This is a genomic window from Streptomyces sp. NPDC002156, assembly GCF_053593675.1.
In genome coordinates, this window is the sequence record NZ_JBSFDA010000057.1 from 38,624 (window position 1) to 57,849 (window position 19,226).

15 protein-coding genes and 1 pseudogene are annotated in these 19,226 nt (G+C 70.5%); 7 read left to right on the forward strand and 9 right to left on the reverse strand.

Translation table 11 applies throughout. The annotated features are described in order from the left end of the window. The first annotated feature begins 82 nt into the window (after positions 1–82). Together ACWCRB_RS23305 and ACWCRB_RS23310 are read left to right on the forward strand one after the other, a co-directional pair. The gene (locus ACWCRB_RS23305; RefSeq protein ID WP_450997874.1) at positions 83–2,737 is read left to right on the forward strand and encodes a cellulose binding domain-containing protein; all 2,655 of its coding nucleotides are present in this window, start codon (positions 83–85) and stop codon (positions 2,735–2,737) included. Positions 2,738–2,905: 168 nt separating this feature from the next. After that, positions 2,906–3,148 (forward strand): annotated as a pseudogene (locus tag ACWCRB_RS23310) (SCO0607 family lipoprotein); the annotation flags it as partial. 50 nt (positions 3,149–3,198) lie between these two features. On the opposite strand, the gene ACWCRB_RS23315 reads toward ACWCRB_RS23310, so the two are convergent. From ACWCRB_RS23315 to ACWCRB_RS23325, 3 genes are all read right to left on the reverse strand, one after another. After that, a complete protein-coding gene (locus ACWCRB_RS23315; protein ID WP_450997875.1) occupies positions 3,199–5,097 on the reverse strand; it encodes a rhamnogalacturonan lyase in 1,899 nt (632 codons plus the stop codon). Between the two features lie 383 nt (positions 5,098–5,480). Beyond that, positions 5,481–6,221 (reverse strand): class I SAM-dependent methyltransferase, encoded by a 741-nt coding sequence (locus tag ACWCRB_RS23320; protein ID WP_450997876.1) that lies wholly within the window; start codon positions 6,219–6,221, stop codon positions 5,481–5,483. A 21-nt stretch (positions 6,222–6,242) separates the two neighbouring features. Continuing rightward, complete coding sequence (locus ACWCRB_RS23325) at positions 6,243–6,548, reverse strand: 4a-hydroxytetrahydrobiopterin dehydratase (protein ID WP_450997877.1); 306 nt, start codon at positions 6,546–6,548, stop codon at positions 6,243–6,245. Between the two features lie 108 nt (positions 6,549–6,656). Here ACWCRB_RS23325 and ACWCRB_RS23330 point away from each other — a divergent pair, with 108 nt between their 5' ends. From ACWCRB_RS23330 to ACWCRB_RS23340, 3 genes are all read left to right on the forward strand, one after another. Then, positions 6,657–7,502 carry a helix-turn-helix domain-containing protein gene (locus ACWCRB_RS23330; RefSeq protein ID WP_450997878.1) on the forward strand — a complete coding sequence of 282 codons (846 nt, stop codon included), beginning with the start codon at positions 6,657–6,659 and terminating at the stop codon, positions 7,500–7,502. Positions 7,503–7,638: 136 nt separating this feature from the next. Next, positions 7,639–8,502 carry a helix-turn-helix domain-containing protein gene (locus ACWCRB_RS23335; RefSeq protein ID WP_450997879.1) on the forward strand — a complete coding sequence of 288 codons (864 nt, stop codon included), beginning with the start codon at positions 7,639–7,641 and terminating at the stop codon, positions 8,500–8,502. 92 nt (positions 8,503–8,594) lie between these two features. Next, on the forward strand, positions 8,595–9,410 hold the full coding sequence (locus tag ACWCRB_RS23340) for an SAM-dependent methyltransferase (protein ID WP_450997880.1): 816 nt from the start codon (positions 8,595–8,597) through the stop codon (positions 9,408–9,410). A gap of 77 nt (positions 9,411–9,487) precedes the next feature. Here ACWCRB_RS23340 and dnaK read toward each other — a convergent pair whose 3' ends face one another. The 6 genes from dnaK to ACWCRB_RS23370 form a co-directional block, all read right to left on the reverse strand. Continuing rightward, the gene (dnaK, locus tag ACWCRB_RS23345) at positions 9,488–11,350 is read right to left on the reverse strand and encodes a molecular chaperone DnaK (RefSeq protein ID WP_450997881.1); all 1,863 of its coding nucleotides are present in this window, start codon (positions 11,348–11,350) and stop codon (positions 9,488–9,490) included. A gap of 109 nt (positions 11,351–11,459) precedes the next feature. Next, the gene (locus ACWCRB_RS23350) at positions 11,460–11,888 is read right to left on the reverse strand and encodes an OsmC family protein (protein ID WP_369031282.1); all 429 of its coding nucleotides are present in this window, start codon (positions 11,886–11,888) and stop codon (positions 11,460–11,462) included. Between the two features lie 77 nt (positions 11,889–11,965). Further along, positions 11,966–13,768, reverse strand: a complete 1,803-nt coding sequence (locus tag ACWCRB_RS23355) for a vWA domain-containing protein (protein ID WP_450997882.1) — start codon at positions 13,766–13,768, stop codon at positions 11,966–11,968. Further along, positions 13,765–14,826: an ATP-binding protein gene (locus ACWCRB_RS23360; RefSeq protein WP_450997883.1), complete on the reverse strand. Its 1,062-nt coding sequence runs from the start codon at positions 14,824–14,826 to the stop codon at positions 13,765–13,767. Before ACWCRB_RS23360 ends, ACWCRB_RS23355 begins: the two co-directional genes overlap by 4 nt. Positions 14,827–14,978: 152 nt before the next feature. Then, positions 14,979–17,063: an alkaline phosphatase family protein gene (locus tag ACWCRB_RS23365; protein WP_450997884.1), complete on the reverse strand. Its 2,085-nt coding sequence runs from the start codon at positions 17,061–17,063 to the stop codon at positions 14,979–14,981. A 94-nt stretch (positions 17,064–17,157) separates the two neighbouring features. Then, positions 17,158–17,592 carry a hypothetical protein gene (locus ACWCRB_RS23370; protein WP_450997885.1) on the reverse strand — a complete coding sequence of 145 codons (435 nt, stop codon included), beginning with the start codon at positions 17,590–17,592 and terminating at the stop codon, positions 17,158–17,160. A 124-nt stretch (positions 17,593–17,716) separates the two neighbouring features. Here ACWCRB_RS23370 and ACWCRB_RS23375 point away from each other — a divergent pair, with 124 nt between their 5' ends. Then, the gene (locus tag ACWCRB_RS23375) at positions 17,717–18,493 is read left to right on the forward strand and encodes an MBL fold metallo-hydrolase (protein ID WP_450997886.1); all 777 of its coding nucleotides are present in this window, start codon (positions 17,717–17,719) and stop codon (positions 18,491–18,493) included. Beyond that, the gene (locus tag ACWCRB_RS23380) at positions 18,490–19,119 is read left to right on the forward strand and encodes a DedA family protein (protein ID WP_450997887.1); all 630 of its coding nucleotides are present in this window, start codon (positions 18,490–18,492) and stop codon (positions 19,117–19,119) included. Before ACWCRB_RS23375 ends, ACWCRB_RS23380 begins: the two co-directional genes overlap by 4 nt. The last annotated feature ends 107 nt before the right edge of the window (positions 19,120–19,226 follow it).

The window sequence follows — 19,226 nt, forward strand, 5'->3', positions numbered from 1 at the left end:
CCGGCAACTCTCGCCCTACGGGGAAAGCGCTTACCACCCCCGTACCCACCTTCCCGAATCCCCCACCCGGAAAGGACCCCCCGTGCGAAGAACCCGTATCCTCACCGCCGTACTGGCCCTGGCCGCAGGCCTGTTGGCGGGCAGTCCGTCTGCTCTCGCGGCCCCGAGTGCGCCTGAGGTGACGCTCGCCGCGGACACGTACACCTGGAAGAACGCCCGGATCGACGGGGGCGGTTTCGTCCCCGGGATCGTCTTCAACCGTAGCGAGCGGAACCTGGCGTACGCGCGCACGGACATCGGCGGTGCCTATCGCTGGCAGGAGTCGACGAAGACGTGGACCCCGCTGCTGGACTCGGTCGGCTGGGACCGCTGGGGGCACACCGGGGTGGTCAGTCTCGCCTCCGACTCCGTGGATCCGAACAAGGTGTACGCGGCTGTCGGCACGTACACGAACAGCTGGGACCCCGGAAACGGCGCCGTGCTGAGGTCCGGTGACCGGGGCGCGAGCTGGCAACGTGCCGATCTGCCCTTCAAGTTGGGCGGCAACATGCCCGGCCGGGGCATGGGTGAGCGGCTCGCGGTCGACCCGAACAGGAACAGCGTGCTGTATCTGGGCGCGCCCAGCGGCAAGGGCCTGTGGCGGTCGACGGACTCGGGGGCGACCTGGTCGCAGGTGGCGGACTTCCCCAACGTCGGCAACTACGCGCAGGATCCGACCGACACCAGCGGGTACGCCAGCGACAACCAGGGGATCGTCTGGGTCACCTTCGACGAGTCGACGGGGACGGCGGGCAGCGCGACCCGCACGATCTATGTCGGGGTCGCCGACAAGGACAACGCGGTGTACCGCTCGACGGACGCGGGCGCGACCTGGTCGAGGGTGGCCGGCCAGCCCACCGGCTATCTGGCCCACAAGGGCGTACTGGAAGCCACCAACGGCTACTTGTATCTGCCGTACAGCGACAAGGGCGGCCCGTACGACGGTGGCAAGGGCCAGTTGTGGCGGTACGCGACGGCGACCGGCACCTGGACGAACATCAGCCCGGTCGCGGAGGCGGACACCTACTACGGCTTCAGCGGGCTGACGATCGACCGGCAGAAGCCGGGCACGGTGATGGCGACGGCGTACAGCTCGTGGTGGCCGGACACGCAGCTCTTCCGCTCCACGGACAGCGGCGGCACCTGGACGAAGGCCTGGGACTACACCTCGTACCCCAACCGCTCGAACCGCTTCACGATGGACGTCTCGTCCTCGCCCTGGCTGACCTTCGGCGCGAACCCGTCACCGCCCGAACAGAGCCCGAAACTGGGGTGGATGACGGAGTCGCTGGAGATCGACCCGTTCAACTCGAACCGCATGATGTACGGCACGGGCGCGACGATCTACGGCACGGAGAACCTCACGAACTGGGACAGCGGAAGCCAGTTCAGCATCAAGCCGATGGTCCAGGGCCTGGAGGAGACTGCGGTCAACGACCTGGCGGCTCCCCCGTCGGGCGGCGCCGTGCTGCTCAGCGCGCTCGGCGACATCGGCGGCTTCCGGCACACGGATCTCACCAAGGTCCCCTCGATGATGTTCACTTCACCGAACTTCACCTCCACGACGAGCCTCGACTACGCCGAGACCAACCCGGGGATCGTGGCCCGCGTCGGCAACCTGGACTCGGGTCCGCATGTCGCGTTCTCGACGGACAACGGCGCCAACTGGTTTGCCGGGACGGACCCTTCGGGCGTCAGCGGCGGCGGCACGATCGCGTCGGCGTCGGACGGCAGCCGGTTCGTGTGGAGCCCGACGGGCACGGGCGTGCAGTACGCGACCGGCTTCGGCAATTCGTGGTCGGCGTCGACGGGTATCCCGGCGGGCGCGATCGTGGAGTCGGACCGGGTGGACCCAAGAACCTTCTACGGCTTCAAGTCGGGCAAGTTCTACGTGAGTTCGGACGGCGGAGCGACGTTCACGGCATCGGCCGCCACAGGCCTCCCGGCCGGCGACAGCGTGCGCTTCAAGGCACTTCCGGGCACGAAGGGCGACATCTGGCTGGCGGGCGGCGCGACGGACGGGGCGTACGGCCTGTGGCACTCCACGGACGGCGGTACGACCTTCACCAAGCTGTCGAACGTCGAGCAGGCCGACACGATCGGCTTCGGCAAGGCGGCGACGGGTGCGACGTACCAGACCCTCTACACGAGCGCGAAGATCGCCGGCGTACGCGGCATCTTCCGCTCCACGGACAAGGGCGCGACCTGGACCCGCATCAACGACGATGCCCACCAGTGGGGTTGGACGGGCGCGGCGATCACCGGTGACCCGAGGGTGTACGGGCGCGTGTACGTGGCGACCAACGGGCGGGGTGTCGTCTACGGCGAGTCGTCGGACTCGAGCGGTGGCGGGGGCGGTACGGATCCGACTCCGACCGGCGCCTGCGCGGTGACGTACAAGGTGACCAGCGAGTGGTCGGGCGGCTTCCAGGCGGACGTACAGCTCAGCAACACGGGCACAACTGCCTGGGCAGGCTGGTCACTTGGCTGGTCCTTCCCGAACGGCCAGACCGTCTCCCAACTCTGGAACGCCGAGTACACCCAGTCTGGCGCGGCGGTGACAGCGAAGAACGTGAACTGGAACGCGAACGTGGCGGCGGGCTCGTCGGTGAGCTTCGGGTTCACGGGGAGCTGGTCGGGGGCGAACGGGAAGCCGACGGCGTTCAAGGTGGGCGACCAGGCCTGCACGGTCGCCTGAGCACGCAGGGCGCGTACCTGGGGCGGTACGCGCCCTCCATCCCCAAGCTTCTGAGTACGCGTGCTCATGCCGGGATTCTTCATGTCGCACAAGCTGGTCGCACACAACACCAAGAGGGAGTCACCTGTGCGTAGGACCAGCCGAACCGGTCTTCTGTCGCTCCTCGCCATGACCGGCGTAGCCGCCGCCGTCCTGACCGGCTGCTCGATCGAGGAGTCGAGCTGCGGCGGCGACGAGTATCCGGTCCTCGCCGTGGGGAGCACCGGCAGCGCCTGTGTCCCCAACGGCGAGGAGCCGCCGAAGGGATACGCCCGCTACCCGGAGGGCAAGGTCCCCGAGCACGTCGGCGACAAGTGGGACGTCTATTGGGAGACCCACACCCTCGACGAGAACGGCAAGACCGAGCTCCCGAGGAGTGAGCGGCGGCCGCCCGGAGCACGCGGGCGGCCGCCCTCACGACGTCACGGCGTGTACACCGTCGGCCTGGGTGCCGTAGGCATCCCGTTGCCGATGAAGAAGCTGGGGTGTGGGGGCTGGTTGTATGCGGTGTTCTGCCATGCGATGCCCGTGCGGTACATCGTGTCGTGCAGGAGAGTTGTGATCTTCGTTGTCGTCTCGACCGGCGTCGAGTAGATGCGCAGGGCCGTGTTCGCGCTCGTCGCCCAGACGACCTCCTCGCGCCAGTCGCCGAAGAGGTCCCCGGAGAGGGCCGGGGTGGCCTTCGTGCTGTTGTTGGAGTGGACGGACGCGCCAGTCAGCAGGCGAGTGTCGGAGGATGTGCCGTACTTGTCGATGTGGGTGCCGTCGAGGAGTTCGCGGACCGGGTCGCCGTCCCACCAGGAGAGGAAGTTGACGGAGGAGGGTTCGCGGCCCTTCGTCGCGCCGGCCTCGTCGCGGATCGACGAGTCGGAGGCCGACCAGACCTCCGCCCCGTCGTTGCCCGCCCAGATGTCCCCGGCGACTCCGCGACCGTTGTCGCAGCAGGCGGCGAGGCTCCAATTGACCGTGCCGTTGGCCGGGTTGATGTACAGCTCGGCCGGCTGGGAGGTCGACTCGGACACCTTGAAATACTCCAGGCCCGCGTGCGCCGGATCCAGGTCGCCGAGGTGCTGGGCGTCGCCGTGACCCGTCTTCGTCGTCCACAGGCCGTTGCCGTTGTCGTCGACAGCCATCGCCCCGTAGACGATCTCGTCCTTGCCGTCACCGTCGACGTCCCCGACGGACAGGCTGTGCGAGCCCTGGCCGTCAAATCCCTTGCCGGTGTTGGTGGATGAGCTGGAGTCGAAGGTCCAGCGGCGCGTGAACGCCCCGTTGCGCCAGTCCCAGGCCGCGAGCACGGTACGGGTGTAGTAGCCGCGCGCCATGATCAGGGACGGGCGGACGCCGTCCAAGTAGGCGGTGCCGGCGAGGAATCGGTCGACCCGGTTGCCGTAGGAGTCGCCCCACGACGAGACGGTGCCGCGCGCCGGGACGTAGTCGACCGTCCCCATCGCCTTGCCGGTCTGCCCGTTGAACATCGTCAGGTACTCGGGGCCGGACAGGACGTAGCCGCTCGAATTGCGGTAGTCCGCCGCCGAGTTGCCGATGACGACGCCCGTCCCGTCGACCGTCGCGTCCGCCGTCTTCATGGCGACCTCGGCCTTGCGGTCGCCGTCGTAGTCGTACACCTGGAACTGTGTGTAGTGCGCGCCCGAGCGGATGTTGCGGCCCAGGTCGATGCGCCAGAGCCGCGTACCGTCGAGCCTGATCCCGTCGACGATCGTGTTGCCGGTGTACCCGGACTGGGAGTTGTCCTTGGCGTTGGTGGGCTGCCACTTCAGTACGAAGTCGAGGGCGCCGTCACCGTCCAGGTCGCCGACCGAGGCGTCGTTCGCCTCGTAGGTGTAGGCGACCCCGTCGGGGGTCGTGCCGCCGGCGGGCGGGGTGATCGGGACGTCCTTGTATCCGGTGCGGAACTGGATCGCGTGGACGGAGTCGGCCTGTTCGACGCCGCCGACGATCGCCCGGACCGTGTAGTCGGCCTGGGACGGCGCGCCGGAGTGGAAGTAGTTCGTGGAGCCGGTGATCGGCGTCGAGTTGACCTTCGTACCGGCCCGGTAGACGTTGAAGGACACGTCGTTCGGGTCGGTGCCGAGCCAGCGCCAGCTGACCAGGTTGCCGCTGTCGACGTGCACGCTGACGACACCCCGGTCGAGCGCCTCGACCTGGCGGGCGGTGGCGGCCTCGGCCGGTGCGGCGGAGAGCGACATCAGCCCGGCGGCGGCGAGGACTCCGGCGGTCACGGCGGCCAGGAGAGTCCGGCGTCTCGTACGGATCGGGGTGGGGGGATGGGGTTGTGCGTGCGGCTGCGGGTGCTGCACGGTACCTACCTCCTGCGGGGGGACGGACGGGTTCCACCCCTCAGTCGCCGCTGCCCGCAAGGGAGTTGCCGCCTTGGTGCGCCGAGTTCGACGGACTCGATCGGTACCGTCGCCAGGGTCCGACCCTCTTCATTCGTACGGCCGTTGGCCTCGACGGCGCGTCCGGCGGTCCCCGCCGGCCGCACCACCGCCTCGTCGCGCTAGAGCCGGTCGTGGAGGTCCCGCTGATACGCCGTCCGGTACGCGGCGAGATCGAACCCTCGGGCCGCTCGAACTCCTCACCGCACGCCGCCAGTTCAAGGATCTGGTCGACCCGGAACGTACGCGGCCGACCTGGGTGACCAACTGGACGATGGCCTTCAGCCGAGTCACCGGCCCGAGGGCTACTGCTTCCGGAACGCCCGCAGAGTGAACACCGGGTCCGGGCGGGGCAGGTCCTGGTCGGGCAGGGCCTCCAGGCGGGTGGCGAAGCCGTCGGCCAGGGGGTGGCCCGGCGGCAGCGTCATGAACCAGCCGCGCCGCAGGTCGGCGACGGCCCGCCGGGGGCTGCGCCCCTGCCCGCACCCACGGAACCGCGCCTCCCCGGCCGGCACCAGCCCGTGCCCGACGGCATGCGCCTCGACGACAGCCGCCGTGTCCGGTGCCGCGCGCCAGGGGCGCGATGCGAGTACGGCGTCGATGTCGCTGCCCACGTTGTGCGCGGCGCCCTTGTCGACGGTGGTGACGTACACGCCGCCCGGCCGCAGCACCCGCGCGCACTCCCCGATGATGGCCCCGACGTCCTCGGGCCGCCCGGCGAGATGCAGCACCCACACACTGGTCACCGCATCCAACTGGCCGTCCGGGAAGGGAAGTCGGCGGCTGTCGGCGAGTACGACGGCACCGGGCAGCCGGGCGGCGGCCCGTCTGGCCATCGCGTCGGTGAGGTCGACGCCCGCCACCCGCATCCCGGCCCGCGCGGCAGCGAGCCGCCGGGTCACGATGCCCGTACCGCATCCCACGTCGAGCAGGCTGCGTGCCTCTTCGGGTACGAGGCTCAGCACGGCGTCCGCCGCTGCGGCGGCCCTGGGTTCGCCGCCGCGCAGGGCGTCGTACCGCTCGGCCTCCTGGCTGTAGTCCAGCACGATCGTGATCCTGTGGCCCGGTCAGCTCGCCCCGTGCCCCGGTGCGAGGTCCTCGACTCTGCGGGCCAGCTCGAAGTCGAGGTCCGTGACGGCACCGCCCACGCTGTGGGTGTTCACGGTGAGTGACACGGTGTTGTAGCCGAGGGTGAGGTCGGAGTGGTGGTCCAGTTCCTCCTGGACCTGGGCGATGTGGAGGACCAGCGCTGCCGCCGCGAAGTGCGAGCCGAGGCGGTAGGAGCGGGCGATCCGGTCTCCGTCGAGCGACCAGCCCGGCAGTTCCGCCAGCCGGTCCTCGATCTCCTTCTGCGACAGCGGTTCGACAGGCATGGCCACGCTCCTTCCACGATGGTGGGGTGTTCTCCCAGCGTGCCACAGTCCGCGCCTTCCGGCCCAGGTCAGGAGGGTACCGGCCGGCCTCTCGGCTACCGTCGCCGTATGACCAGGGTCCCCACCGGCGGCACCGCCCGCCCCAGCAGCCCCGTGGACACGGCCTACGAGGGAGTCGGGCCGCTGCTGCGGGCCTGGCGGGAGCGGCGGCGCGTCAGTCAGCTCGAACTTGCGCTGCGGGCCGATTCGTCCGCCCGCCACATCAGCTTCGTGGAGACGGGCCGCTCCCGCCCGAGCGAGGAACTGCTCCTGCGGCTCGCGGAGCACCTGGACGTCCCGGTCCGGGAACGCAACGCCCTTCTCCTGTCCGCCGGTTACGCCCCGCGCTACCGCGAGACCCCCCTGGACGACCCGGCGCTGGAATCCCTGCGCGACGGCGTCGAGCGGCTGATCCAGGGGTACGAGCCCTACCCGGCGTTCGTCGTCGACGCCACGTACAACGTCATGGCCGCCAACCGGGGCATCCTGATGCTGCTCGACGGCCTCCCGGAGTCCCTGCTCACGCCGCCGATCAACGCGATGCGTCTGACCCTGCACCCGGAGGGCCTGGCCCCGCGCATCCGCAATCTCCGCGAGTGGCGCGGGCACCTGCTGGCCCAGATGGAACGGGAGATCGCCCTGCACCGCTCGCCGCCGCTGCGCGCGCTGTACGACGAGGTCGCCGCGTACCCGGTACCGGAGCAGGAGGAGACCCCGGCGGACCGGACAACCGACCCCATGCCCCAGCTCGCGCTCCCGATGCGGATCGAGCACGACGGCCGGCTGCTCTCCTTCATCTCGTCGATCTCCACCTTCAACACCCCGATGGACATCACCGTCGCCGAGCTGGCCATCGAGACACTCCTCCCGGCCGATCCGGCGACGGCCAAGTACCTGCACTCGATGATGAGTTGACGATGGCCCCCGGCAAATGGGGGAAGCCCGGGTTCCGGACCGCAGTGCGCCGCATCTCCATGGCTCGAACCTGTCGAGGCGGCAGCGGAACGTGACACACTGCTCGCTGTACTTCGGCGCGTAGGGGAGGCGTGGCGTGAGTGAGCGGCGGGCTGCGCCCACCGTGGGCCAAGTGGTGCTCGGGAGACGGCTCCAGGAGCTGCGCGAGGCGGCCGGGCTGAAGCGGGAAGAGGCCGCGCGGGTTCTGCGGGTGGCCTCGGCGACCGTACGGCGGATGGAGATGGCCGAGGTCGCCCTCAAAATCCCGTACGTCCATGCGCTGTTGACGGCGTACGGCGTGCCCGAGGACGAGGTGTCCGTCTTCGTGGACCTGGCCGAGGAGGCGAACGAGCCCGGCTGGTGGCAGCGGTTCGCCGATGTCGTGCCGGACTGGTTCAGTCTGCATGTGAGCCTGGAGGGCTCCGCCCGACTCATCCGGTCGTACGAACCCCACTTCGTGCCCGGCCTGTTGCAGACCCCGGAGTACGCGCGTGCCGTCATGGAGGCCGGGACGATCGGGCACACGGGCCCCGAGGCGGTCGAACGGCATGTGTCGCTGCGGATGGCCCGGCAGAAGCTGCTGACCCGCGAACACCCGCCCCACCTCTGGGTGATCGTCGACGAGACGGTACTGCGGCGGCCCGTGAGCATCCGTGGCGAGGTCATGCGCGAGCAGCTGGACCGGCTCCTCGACGTGTCGGAGAGCGGCCATGTCACCATCCAGGTCGCCGAGTTCAGGGACGGCCCGCATCCCGGTACGTCGGCGCCCTTCGAACTGTTCCGCTTCGCCGAGCCCGAACTGCCCGACATGGTCTACACCGAGTATCTGACCGGTGCGCTCTATCTGGACTCCCGCCGCGAGGTCGCCGCGCACCTGGAGGTGCTGGACCACATGACGGCGGGCGCGGCATCGGCCCAGCGCACGAAAGAGATCATCGCCGAGTGCCGAGACGGCTACTGACCCCACAGCACCTGCTCCACGTCCCCCCACCCCACCCCCTCACGCGAACCGAAGCCATGACACAGGACCCAGGACTCAGGAGCACAGACGGCATGACCGGACCCGAGGGCGCAGCCGCCCGTATCGACACCAGCAGACCGCACCCGGCCCGGGTCTACGACTGGTGGCTCGGCGGCAAGGACAACTACCCGGTGGACGAGGAGCTGGCCCGGAAGATCCTCGCCGTGGACGGCACGGTGCTGCGCGGCGCACGCGCCAACCGCCGCTTCATGCAGCGGGCCGCACGGACCGCCGCCGAGGCCGGGATCCGCCAGTTCCTGGACATCGGCACGGGCATCCCCACCGAGCCGAACCTGCACCAGGTGGCCCAGAGCGTCGCCCCCGAGTCCAAGGTGGTGTACGCGGACAACGACCCGATCGTCCTGCGGCACGCACAGGCCCTCCTGCACGGCACACCCGAGGGCACCACCGCCTACGTGCACGCCGACGCCCGCGACCCCGAGAAGATCCTGGGCCTGGCCGCCGAGTCCCTGGACTTCACCCGGCCCATCGCACTGTCGTTGGTCGCACTGACCCACTACCTGAGTGACGACCCCGACGGCGACGACGTGCACGGCCTCCTGAAGACGTACGTCGACGCGCTCGCCCCGGGCAGCTACCTGATCCTCTCCCAGGTCACCCCGGACCTCAGCCCCGAGGCCATCACCAAGGCGGCCGAACACTTCCGCCGCAGCGGCACCCCCTTCTTCCCCCGCCCCCTCACCGAGTTCCACCACTTCTTCGACGGCCTGGAACTACTCGGCCCCGGCGTGATCCCGGTCTACGGCTGGCGCCCGGAACCGGAGGACGTAGCGGCCCAGGCGGAAGGAATCGTCCCGGTGTACGCGGGCGTGGCCCGCAAGCCCTGAAGGAGCGCGGAGCGCTTCCTTCAGGGGCGCGGGGAACTGCGCGACCAGCCACAACACACCCGCACTCCGCAACGCACCTACACCCCCGGCCCCTTCCCGTCACCACCCCCCGCTTCCCGCTCGTCATCAACAATCTCCGCATCCACCACGCCTTCCTCCTCAGCAGGAGACACGTCCTCCTGCTGAGAAGAAGCCTGCGCATACATCGCCTGCCCCATCCGCTGACTAACAGTTACAAGCTTCTCGACACCAGCCCGAAGCGCACTGATGTCACTCTCCGACGAGAGCAACCCCTTCACCTCGGCAACAGCCGAGGCAACCTCCGCCTTCGCCTCCGCAGGAACCCGCTCCTCGTTGTCCCGCACGAACTTCTCCGTCTGGTACACGAGTTGCTCCGCATGGTTACGCGTCTCGGCCGACTCCCGCCGCCGACGGTCCTCGTCGGCATACTGCTCCGCCTCCCGCATCATCCGGTCGATGTCGTCCTTGGGCAGCGCCGAGCCGCCCGTGACGGTCATCTTCTGTTCCCGGCCGGTGGCGAGATCCTTCGCCGAGACATGCATGATCCCGTTGGCGTCGATGTCGAAGGCCACCTCGATCTGCGGCACGCCACGCGGCGCCGGCGGCAGCCCGGTGAGGTCGAAGACGCCCAACTTCTTATTGTACGCGGCGATTTCACGCTCGCCCTGATAGACCTGGATGCCGACCGAGGGCTGGTTGTCGGCAGCCGTCGTGAAGATCTCCGAGCGCCGCGTCGGAATGGTCGTGTTGCGCTCGATCAGCTTGGTCATGATGCCGCCCTTGGTCTCGATACCGAGGGACAGCGGGGTGACGTCGAGCAGCAGGACGTCCTTCACATCGCCGCGGATGACACCCGCCTGGAGGGTGGCGCCCAACGCGACGACCTCGTCCGGGTTGACGCCCTTGTGCGGTTCCTTGCCGGTGAGTTCCTTGACCAGTTCGGTGACGGCGGGCATCCGGGTCGAACCGCCGACCAGGATCACATGGTCGATCGCGGCGAGCTTCACCCCCGCGTCCTTGATCGCCTGACTGAAGGGAGTCTTGCAGCGGTCGAGCAAGTCAGCCGTCAGTTCCTGGAACTGAGCTCTCGTCAGCTTCTCCTCAAGGTGCAGCGGGCCATCCGCGGACGCGGTGATGTAGGGCAGGTTGACGGTCGTCTCGGACGAACTCGACAGCTCGATCTTCGCCTTCTCGGCGCCCTCGCGCAGCCGTTGCAGCGCCATCTTGTCGTTGCCGAGATCGATGCCCTGCTGCCCCTTGAAGCGTTTGACGAGGTGGTCGACGATCCGCTGGTCCCAGTCGTCGCCGCCGAGTTGGGTGTCGCCGTTGGTCGCCTTGACCTCGATGACGCCGTCGCCAATCTCCAGGAGCGACACGTCGAAGGTGCCGCCACCGAGGTCGAAGACGAGCACGGTCTGTTCCTCGCCCCGGTCGAGGCCGTAGGCGAGGGCGGCGGCGGTCGGTTCGTTGATGATCCGCAGCACCTTCAGGCCGGCGATCTCCCCGGCCTCCTTGGTGGCCTGGCGCTGGGCGTCGTCGAAGTACGCCGGGACGGTGATCACCGCGTCCGAGACGTCCTCGCCGAGATAGGCCTCCGCGTCCCGCTTCAGCTTCTGCAGGACGCGCGCGGAGAGTTCCTGGGCGCGGTAGCGGGTGCCGTCGACGGAACCCTGCTCCGGGAACCGCCAAGCCCCGTCGCCCATATGGCGTTTGACGGAGCGGGCCGTGCGCTCCACGTTCGTCACGGCCTGCCGTTTGGCGACCTCGCCGACGAGCACCTCGCCGTTCTTCGCGAAGGCCACGACGGACGGTGTGGTCCTGGCCCCCTCGGCGTTCGCGACGACGGTGGCTTCACCGCCCTCCAGAACGGCCACCACCGAGTTCGTGGTCCCGAGATCGATCCCGACCGCACGCGCCATAGCTGTCCCCTTCCTCCGGATCCCTCCTATGAGGTACCCGGAAACGACGATGCCGCGCACCTCGGACATCGAGGGGCGCGGCAGGGGCGTGAAAAACTCCCGACGAACGTCAGGCGAGCTTGGCCGACAGGGTGATCGTCGTGCCGGTCAGGGCCTTGCTGACAGGGCAGTTCTCCTTGGCGTCCTCGGCTGCGGCGACGAAGGCGTCCTCGGCGAGGCCCGGTACCGTGCCCTCCACGATGAGGTGGATGCCGGTGATGCCCTCACCCGGCTGGAAGGTGACGTCGGCCGAGGTCACCAGCTTGGTGGCCGGGGTTCCGGCGCCGGCGAGGGCGTGCGAGAACGCCATCGAGAAGCAGCTGGAGTGGGCGGCGGCGATCAGTTCCTCGGGGCTGGTCTTGCCGTTCGCGTCCTGGGCGCGCGACGCCCACGTCACGGGCTGCTCGGCGATGGCTCCGGAGGAGTCGAAGGTGACAACGCCGCTGCCCTCCAGCAGGTTGCCTTCCCAGACGGTGTGTGCAGAGCGCGTGGTAGCCACGGTTCTTCCTTTCGCGTGTGGTCCCGATGCCGGGGTTCCGTACCCCCCATCCGATCACACTCCGGCGCGATTCCGGCTCACTGCACACGAAAGACCGGCCCCCGTGCGGTGAACGGCAGGCGAGCACCCTGCGGAATCAGATAGGCGTGCTCGCGCCGCACCCGCAGGACGTCGCACCAGCCGTCCGTGATCACCAGCACGGGCGCCCCCGGCGGGAAGTCGTCGGCCCGGTGCAGCAGATCGACGCCGGGCTGGAGCACCGTCCCGCCGCGTCCGCACACCCGGACCCGCCCGGCGATCTCGGTGACCGGCAGATAGCCCGCGTCGTGGGCGGCGGCATCGCAGAACACGACGCGCGCCGCCGGTACGTCCCGTGCGCCGGCGTACGAGGCGATCGCGCCCAGCGCCTTCCCGAGCAGCGTCCGGTCCATGGACCCGGAGGTGTCGAGGACCACGCCGAACGTGCAGCGGGCGATCTCCTCGGGCGGGAAGTACCGCCCCGCGCGCGGGATGTCGGGCGTGGAGGACTGGCGGCGGGAAGGGCGGGCATACGACCGTACGGGCTCCGGGCGGGGCACGAACTCGTCGAACCAGCGGGCGAGTTGGGCGTCCCAGGGCAGCGGCGGATGGTTGAGCGCGCGGATCTCCTCCACCAACCCGCCGGGCAGGTACCCGCGTTCCTGCTGCTCGTGCAGGTTCAGCCCCTGGCCGAGGCCGCGCCGGTAGAACTCGTCGAGGTCGACGTAGTCGCGCGGTGAGCCGAGCGGGCTGCCCAGCACATCGCAGGCACCCTTCCCGCGCAGGGTGGACAGGCGGCGCATCCGGCGCAGGTCGGTCGCGATCCGGTCGTACACCTCCTCCGCCGAGAGGCCCTTCAACTCGACGTCGTACAGCAGCCCTTGGGGCGCGGTGCCGACGTCCATCTCGGTCAGCCAGTCGTTGATGACGTAGTCGCAGGCGACGTTGAAGAGGTACGGGTCGCGGGTGCCGCAGCGGTCGCCGTGGCGCAGGGCGGCGTGCAGCATCTCGTGGGCGAGGACGAACCGCCATTCCTCGTCGTCCAGTTGGCACAGCGGGTTGATGTAGATCTCGCCCGCCTCCGCGTTGACGGCGGCGACGGAGATGCCGTGGGCGTGGACGAGTTCGAGGTCGGCGACAAGCTTGATGCCCGCCGCGATCCCGCCGAGCAGCGGGTAGGAGGTGACGAACCAGCTCAACGCCTTTTCCCAGGGCCGCAGTCGAGCAGCGTCGTCGGACATGGACTCGCGTCGGCCGCCCGCCACGTCCATCGCCGTCGCCATGGTGCGGGTCAGGGCGGAGGCGAAGGCGAGCTGCCAGTCGGGCACCGCCGGGGCCCACTTGTCGTACGGTTCGAGCCGCTGGTCGGGCTCGCTGCCCGCCGTACCGCAGCGCTCGAACGCGACCGGGATCGAGCCCGCGCGCCGCCAGCGGGCGGCCAGTTGCTCCTCGTCACCGTCGGGGTAGGCGCTCGGCAGGAGTTCGGGGGCGGTACCGACCGGGAAGCCGAGCAGGAAGCGGTTGACGACGACACAGCGGGCGGCGAGGTCGTAGCGGTCGGGCTGGACACGGTCGCCCTTGGCCGCCGGGACATGTCCGAAGCCGAGGTGGATGAGGCCGTGCGCGACCGCCCACGCCCACTCGTCCGGTTCGGCCCGCCGGGTGGGGTGGACGTGCAGCACCCCGTCCGAGTCGACGCACACCAGTCCGTCGCGGGGCGAGAGGACGCAGTCCTCGTTCCGGCAGGTGATGAAGTCCACCGAGCCGAGCGCCGGGTTGGCGCGTACGAGGGCCAGCCCGGCCTCGTACGCCTCCCGCGCGAGGTCCTTCTTCTTCTGCGCCTGCTTGCGCGCCCGGCTCAACGACGCGCCTCCACCAGCCGGGGCATGTCCCGCGCCGCCTCGACCAGGAACCAGGCGGGCAGCAGGGGGTTACCGTCGGCGTCGGACGCGATGACGCTCTGCGCGACCTCCACCGAGATCTCGGCGAGCTGCACGAGCAGCGACTTGGCGCGGTACGCGGCCTCGCGGCCGTTCGGCGACATGTGCCCCTTGCTGACGGGGAGTTCCTTGACCAGGCGCCCGCGGAACGACTCGGCGAGGTAGTAGAGCAGGTCGCGGTCCTCGACGCGGTGCGGCCAGCGCGCGTCGCCCTTGATGATCGCGTCGATGCCGAACCGGCTGCGCACGATCTTGACGTACCCGCAGAACGCGGTGGCGTGCGCCGGTGTCAGCGCGCCGTGCGCGATCACCTTCAGGGTCTCCTCGTCGAGCGCGGGCCCGAAGGAGTGCAGGGCGTCGGAGAGCATGTGCCAGGAGCGGGGCGTTGAGAAGGGCTCCTCGGTCTTCGGCGGCTTGGACCAGAGGTGGTCGGGCCGGTCGGTCAGGTGGTCCACGACCCATGGGTGAATGTCGTTGTTCGCGGCCCAGACCAGCCAGTCCTTCGGCGAGGCCTCAAGATGGACGTGGGCGAGGCGGTTGATCAGGGCGGAGGCGATCGGCCGGGCGAGGGCGTTGTCGGTGGCGCGGTTGCCGGCGCCGATCACGATCGAGCCCTTCGGCAGCTCGTAGTTGCCGATACGGCGGTCCAGGATCAGCGAGTAGAACGCCTTCTGGACGTCCGGCGTGGCCGCGTTCAGCTCGTCCAGGAACAGACAGTACGGCTCGTCCCGGGCGATGGCCTCCGGCGGACAGAACACGGACCGCCCGTCCCGGATCTGCGGTACGCCGATCAGGTCCTCCGGCGCCAGCTGGGTACCGAGCAGGCTGACGCACTCCAGTCCCAGCGACTCCGCGAACTCCCTTACCAGGGAAGACTTTCCGATGCCGGGGGCACCCCAGAGGAACACGGGCCGCACGGTCGCGAGACCGAGCAGCAGCTCCGGAATCCGGGCGGGAGTGACGGTGACGGCAGCCTGCATACAGAAAGCTCCAGGGGGTTCGCAGAGGACGGAGTGCGCGCAAAGGGCGCGATGTCCGGTACGAACAGTGTGGCTACGGAGGCGCGGGGGCGCAGCCGATTATTCGGCGGCCCGGCTGGCACGGCTGCCCCGGCCACCACGACTGCCCCGGCTCAGGCCGCCCGCTGGTCCCCCGGATCCCGGGGCGCCTCCAGGGGCACCTGCGGCCCGTTGCACTCGCGCAGCCAGCGGCGCAGTACGCGGTGGATGTGCTCGGCGCCGACCAGTTCCTCCCCGTCCTCGACCGCGGCGGACAGCGCGACCGGCGCCATCAGGAAGGGCCTGCCCTGCGCCCCGCCGAGCCCGCCGTGCGAGCCGATCTGCTCCTCGAAGGCGAGCACCTCGCCCTCGGCCGGGTCGTACCAGGAGTTGACCATGATGTCGGCGGTGTGCGGGAAGGAGTGCGTACGGCGGACCGCGTCGGCCGCGCCGGGCCCGAAGTCGGCCAGCGGGCCGGGGTGTTCGCCGTCCGGCTCGTCCAACTCGTCCACCGGGATCTCCGCGCCGTGCGCGCCCAGCACCACTCCGCCGTGCTCCTCGCTGCGGACGAGGACGAAGCCGACGCCGGGATGGTTGGCGAGTGTGGTGAGCAGCGCGGGGTGACGGGCGTCGATCTCCTCCTTGGTCATGCGGTGATGCACGTCCGGGAAGGAGATCAGGCCGAGGTTGCCGGAGGCGAGCACCAGGGGTTCGGAGTTGCGGCCCGTGGGCACGTGCTGCCCGCCGTTCTCCTCGACGGGCCTGCGCAGCGCGGCGCGTACGGCGGCCCGTGCCTCGGCCCCACTGTGGGTGCGCTGGGCCTTGCGCGGTACGGGCAGTCCGCAGCCGGCCCGGACCAGGTCGCCGAGGGTGAGGCCGTACCGTCCCCGGAAGGTCTCGCCGGGGCTCTGTCCGTGGTCGGAGAGGAGGACGATCCGGTACGGGCGCGGGGCGTGTTCGGCGACGTTCGCGATCAACGCGAGGGAACGGTCGAGGCGTTGGAGGACTTTCTCCGTGTCGCGGCTGTGCGGTCCGGAGTGGTGGGCGACCTCGTCGTAGGCGACCAGGTCGGCGTAGACGGCGGTGCGTCCGGCGAGCATGTCGCCCATCACGGCGGCGACGACCACGTCCCGTTCGACGACGGTCGCGAAGGCGCGGATGAGGGGGTAGAGGCCTCCGCGGGCGACGCGCGGGCGCTTCTCCCGCATCCGGGCCCTGGTCGACTGGCCGATCTCGCGGCCGACCTCGGCGACGAAGGAGAGGGCGGTGCGGACTGCGTTGGCGGGGTCGGAGAAGTAGGCGAAGTAGCCCGCCCGGGAACGGTTCTCCCGGCCGCGCCGCCGTACCGCGATGGACAGCACGAGGGCCTGTTGGTCGGCGCCGCCGCTGAAGAGGTTGCCGCGGCTGGCGCCGTCGACGGTCAACAGGCCGCCGTCTCCGGTGCGTTCGACGGCCCGGCGCTGGAGTTCGGCGGCGCTGGTGGGCCGGTTGCAGACCATGACCTCGCCCTTGTCCTTCTCGTACCAGCGGAAGGCGGGGATGTCGTGGTTGGTGCCGTGCAGGATGCCGAGCTGGCTGGCACCGGTCTGGCTGGACCAGTCGGTACGCCAAGGAGTGAGCCGGTGGGTGGCGTCCAGCAGGCCCGCCACGGTCGGCATCAGCCCCTTCTCCACGGCCCGCTCCAAGACGTCGTGGCCGACGCCGTCGAGCTGCAGGAACACCACGCCGGGCGTCGTGGGACCCGGGAGCGCCCGTGCGGTGCCGCGTCGGTCGGCGAGCCGGTAGAGCCGTCTGCGGTAGGCGTCGTCGTCCCGGACGGCCAGGGCCGCGCCGGTCGCGGAGGCCACGGCGGACATCACCGCGGCGACCACCACCGCGGTCTCCGGCGCCACCTCGGGGCGGTCGGCCGGGGTCAGCCGCAGGGCGACGAGCAGCAGGAAGCCGTTCAGGAAGAAGACCAGCAGGCCCAGGACGAGGGCGGGGACGAGCAGCAGCAGCCGGACCAGCACCGGCCACGCCAGGGCCGACAGCAGACCGAAGGCGCCGGCGCCGATGGCCGCGGTGATCGCGATCCGGGTGGCGCTGTCGCCGTCGTCGCTCCGGATCTGGAAGTCCGGCAGAATGCCCGCGAGCACCAGCATCGTGAGCGTCGACACGGCCCACACCGCGACGCTCCGCCCGATCTGGCTGGCGATCCGCCGCCAAGGCCCCGCACCCACGCCCGCACACCTCACGTCCCGGCCCGTCCCCGTGGCGGGCCTGCACCCACCCTGTCACAACGGGCGGGCGCGGCCCGGCGTGCCCTGTGCGGGATCAGCGACCGTCGTACCCGGCGGTCGGCATGGACAGCCGACGGTGCACCCGGGCCTTCATCTGGGCGTCGTACGACGGCTCCGCGCAGCCCACGGTCTCCACCCGCACCCCGCGCCGCTCGCACTCGGCGGTGAACTCGTCGACCGAGGTCAGCGCCTGTTCCAGGACCCGCTGGCTGGGCGCCACGAAGAGGTCGAGGCCGGGCTCGACGCCGTCCCAGAGGGCGGAGTGGTCGGGACGCAGACTGTTGACGAGCAACTCACGAGTGACGACATACCCATGTTCGGCGGCCCAGCGGGCGCACATCGCGTGCTGGCTGCGGGAGTCGACGAGGAACGGCTCCTCGTCGAGTTCTTCGAGCGGCGTCAGGCTGGCGATCGCGGTGACCCGCGGCGGCTGGCCGGGCAGGCCGGAGGCGGCGTGCGCGTGTCCCATGGCGTCCCCCTCAAAGCTCCGGGCTTCCCCGTTCACCTCAGGGTTTTCCCCACTCGCCCCGGGTTTCCCGCCGACCCTACTCCTGCCCGTAGTCTTCGGGGAGTCGCGCGAAGGAGGCAAAGGGGTGCCGGTGGACATCACGTGGTGGGGGCACGCCACCTGTACGGTCGAGGACTCGGGCGTACGTCTGCTGACCGACCCCCTGTTCGTGCGCCGGCTCGCCCATCTGCGCCGTCGACGGGGCGAGTTGCCGCCGCCCGGCGCCTGGAGCGCGCAGGTGGCGCTCGTCTCCCACCTTCACTCCGATCATCTCCATGTCCCCTCCCTCGCGCGCCTCGCGCCCGGCGCACACCTGATCGTGCCCCGGGGCGCACCGAAGGCGGTGCCGGGCCTGACGCGCCGCCTGGCGCACCTGCGGATCACGGAGGTGGCCCCCGGGGACCACACCAAGGTCGGTGACCTGGTCGTACGGGCCGTGTCCGCGCGGCACGACGGGCGGCGGCTGAACTTCGGACCGCAGCGGGCGCCCGCGCTCGGCTATGTGATCGAGGGCGAGGCGCGGACGTACTTCGCCGGGGACACGGGCCTGTTCGATTCGATGGCCGAGGAGGTCGGGCCGGTCGACGTGGCGCTGCTGCCGGTGGGCGGCTGGGGCCCGTACCTCGGCGAGGGCCATCTGAACGCGGAGCGGGCGGCCGAGGCGCTGGCCCGGCTGGCGCCGCGCACCGCCGTGCCGGTGCACTACGGCACGTACTGGCCGATCGGGATGGACGCCGTGCGCCCCCACGAGTTCTATTCGCCAGGTGAGGAGTTCGTACGCCTCGCGGCGGAGCGTGCGCCCTCGGTCGAGGTGCACCGGCTGGAGCACGGGGAGAGCGTGCGCCTGGAGGTCGCGCCGTGAACGTGCTCCTGGCCGCCGCGGCGACCTCGGGGCAGGGGTCGGCCGGGCAGGCGATCGGCTACCCGACACTGTTCCTGCTGGTGCTGATCGGGGCGCTGGTGCCGGTGGTGCCGACGGGGGCGCTGGTGAGTTCGGCGGCGGTGGTCGCCTTCCACGAGACCTCGCCGCTCGCCATGACCTTGGTGTTCGCGGTCGCCGCGCTGGCCGCGTTCCTCGGCGATGTGGCGCTGTACTGGCTGGGCCGGCGCGGGATGGGCTCGAAGAACGGTTCGCGCTGGCTGGCGGCGATCGAGTCGAGGGCACCCGAGGACCGTCTGGCACAGGCCCAGGAGAGGCTGAGCGAGCACGGGGTGACGGTCCTGGTGCTGTCCCGGCTGGTACCGGCCGGCCGCATCCCGGTGATGCTGGCCTGCCTGATCGCGAAGTGGCCGGTACGCCGCTTCGCCCGCGGCGACGTCCCGGCCTGCCTGGCCTGGGCGGCGACGTACCAGCTGATCGGCGTCCTGGGCGGTTCCTTGTTCGACGAGCCCTGGGAGGGCGTGGTGGCGGCGGTCGCCCTGACCCTGACGATCAGCGCGGCGCCGGGCGTGTGGCGCCGGGTACGCGGGGTCCGCGGGGCGGCCTGACCGAACGGCCGGTCCTCGCCCCCGCCGCCCCTACCCGTCCCATCCTCGGGGGCTCCGCCCCCGAACCCCCGTATCGCGCTGAACGCGCTCGTCCTCAAACGCCGGAC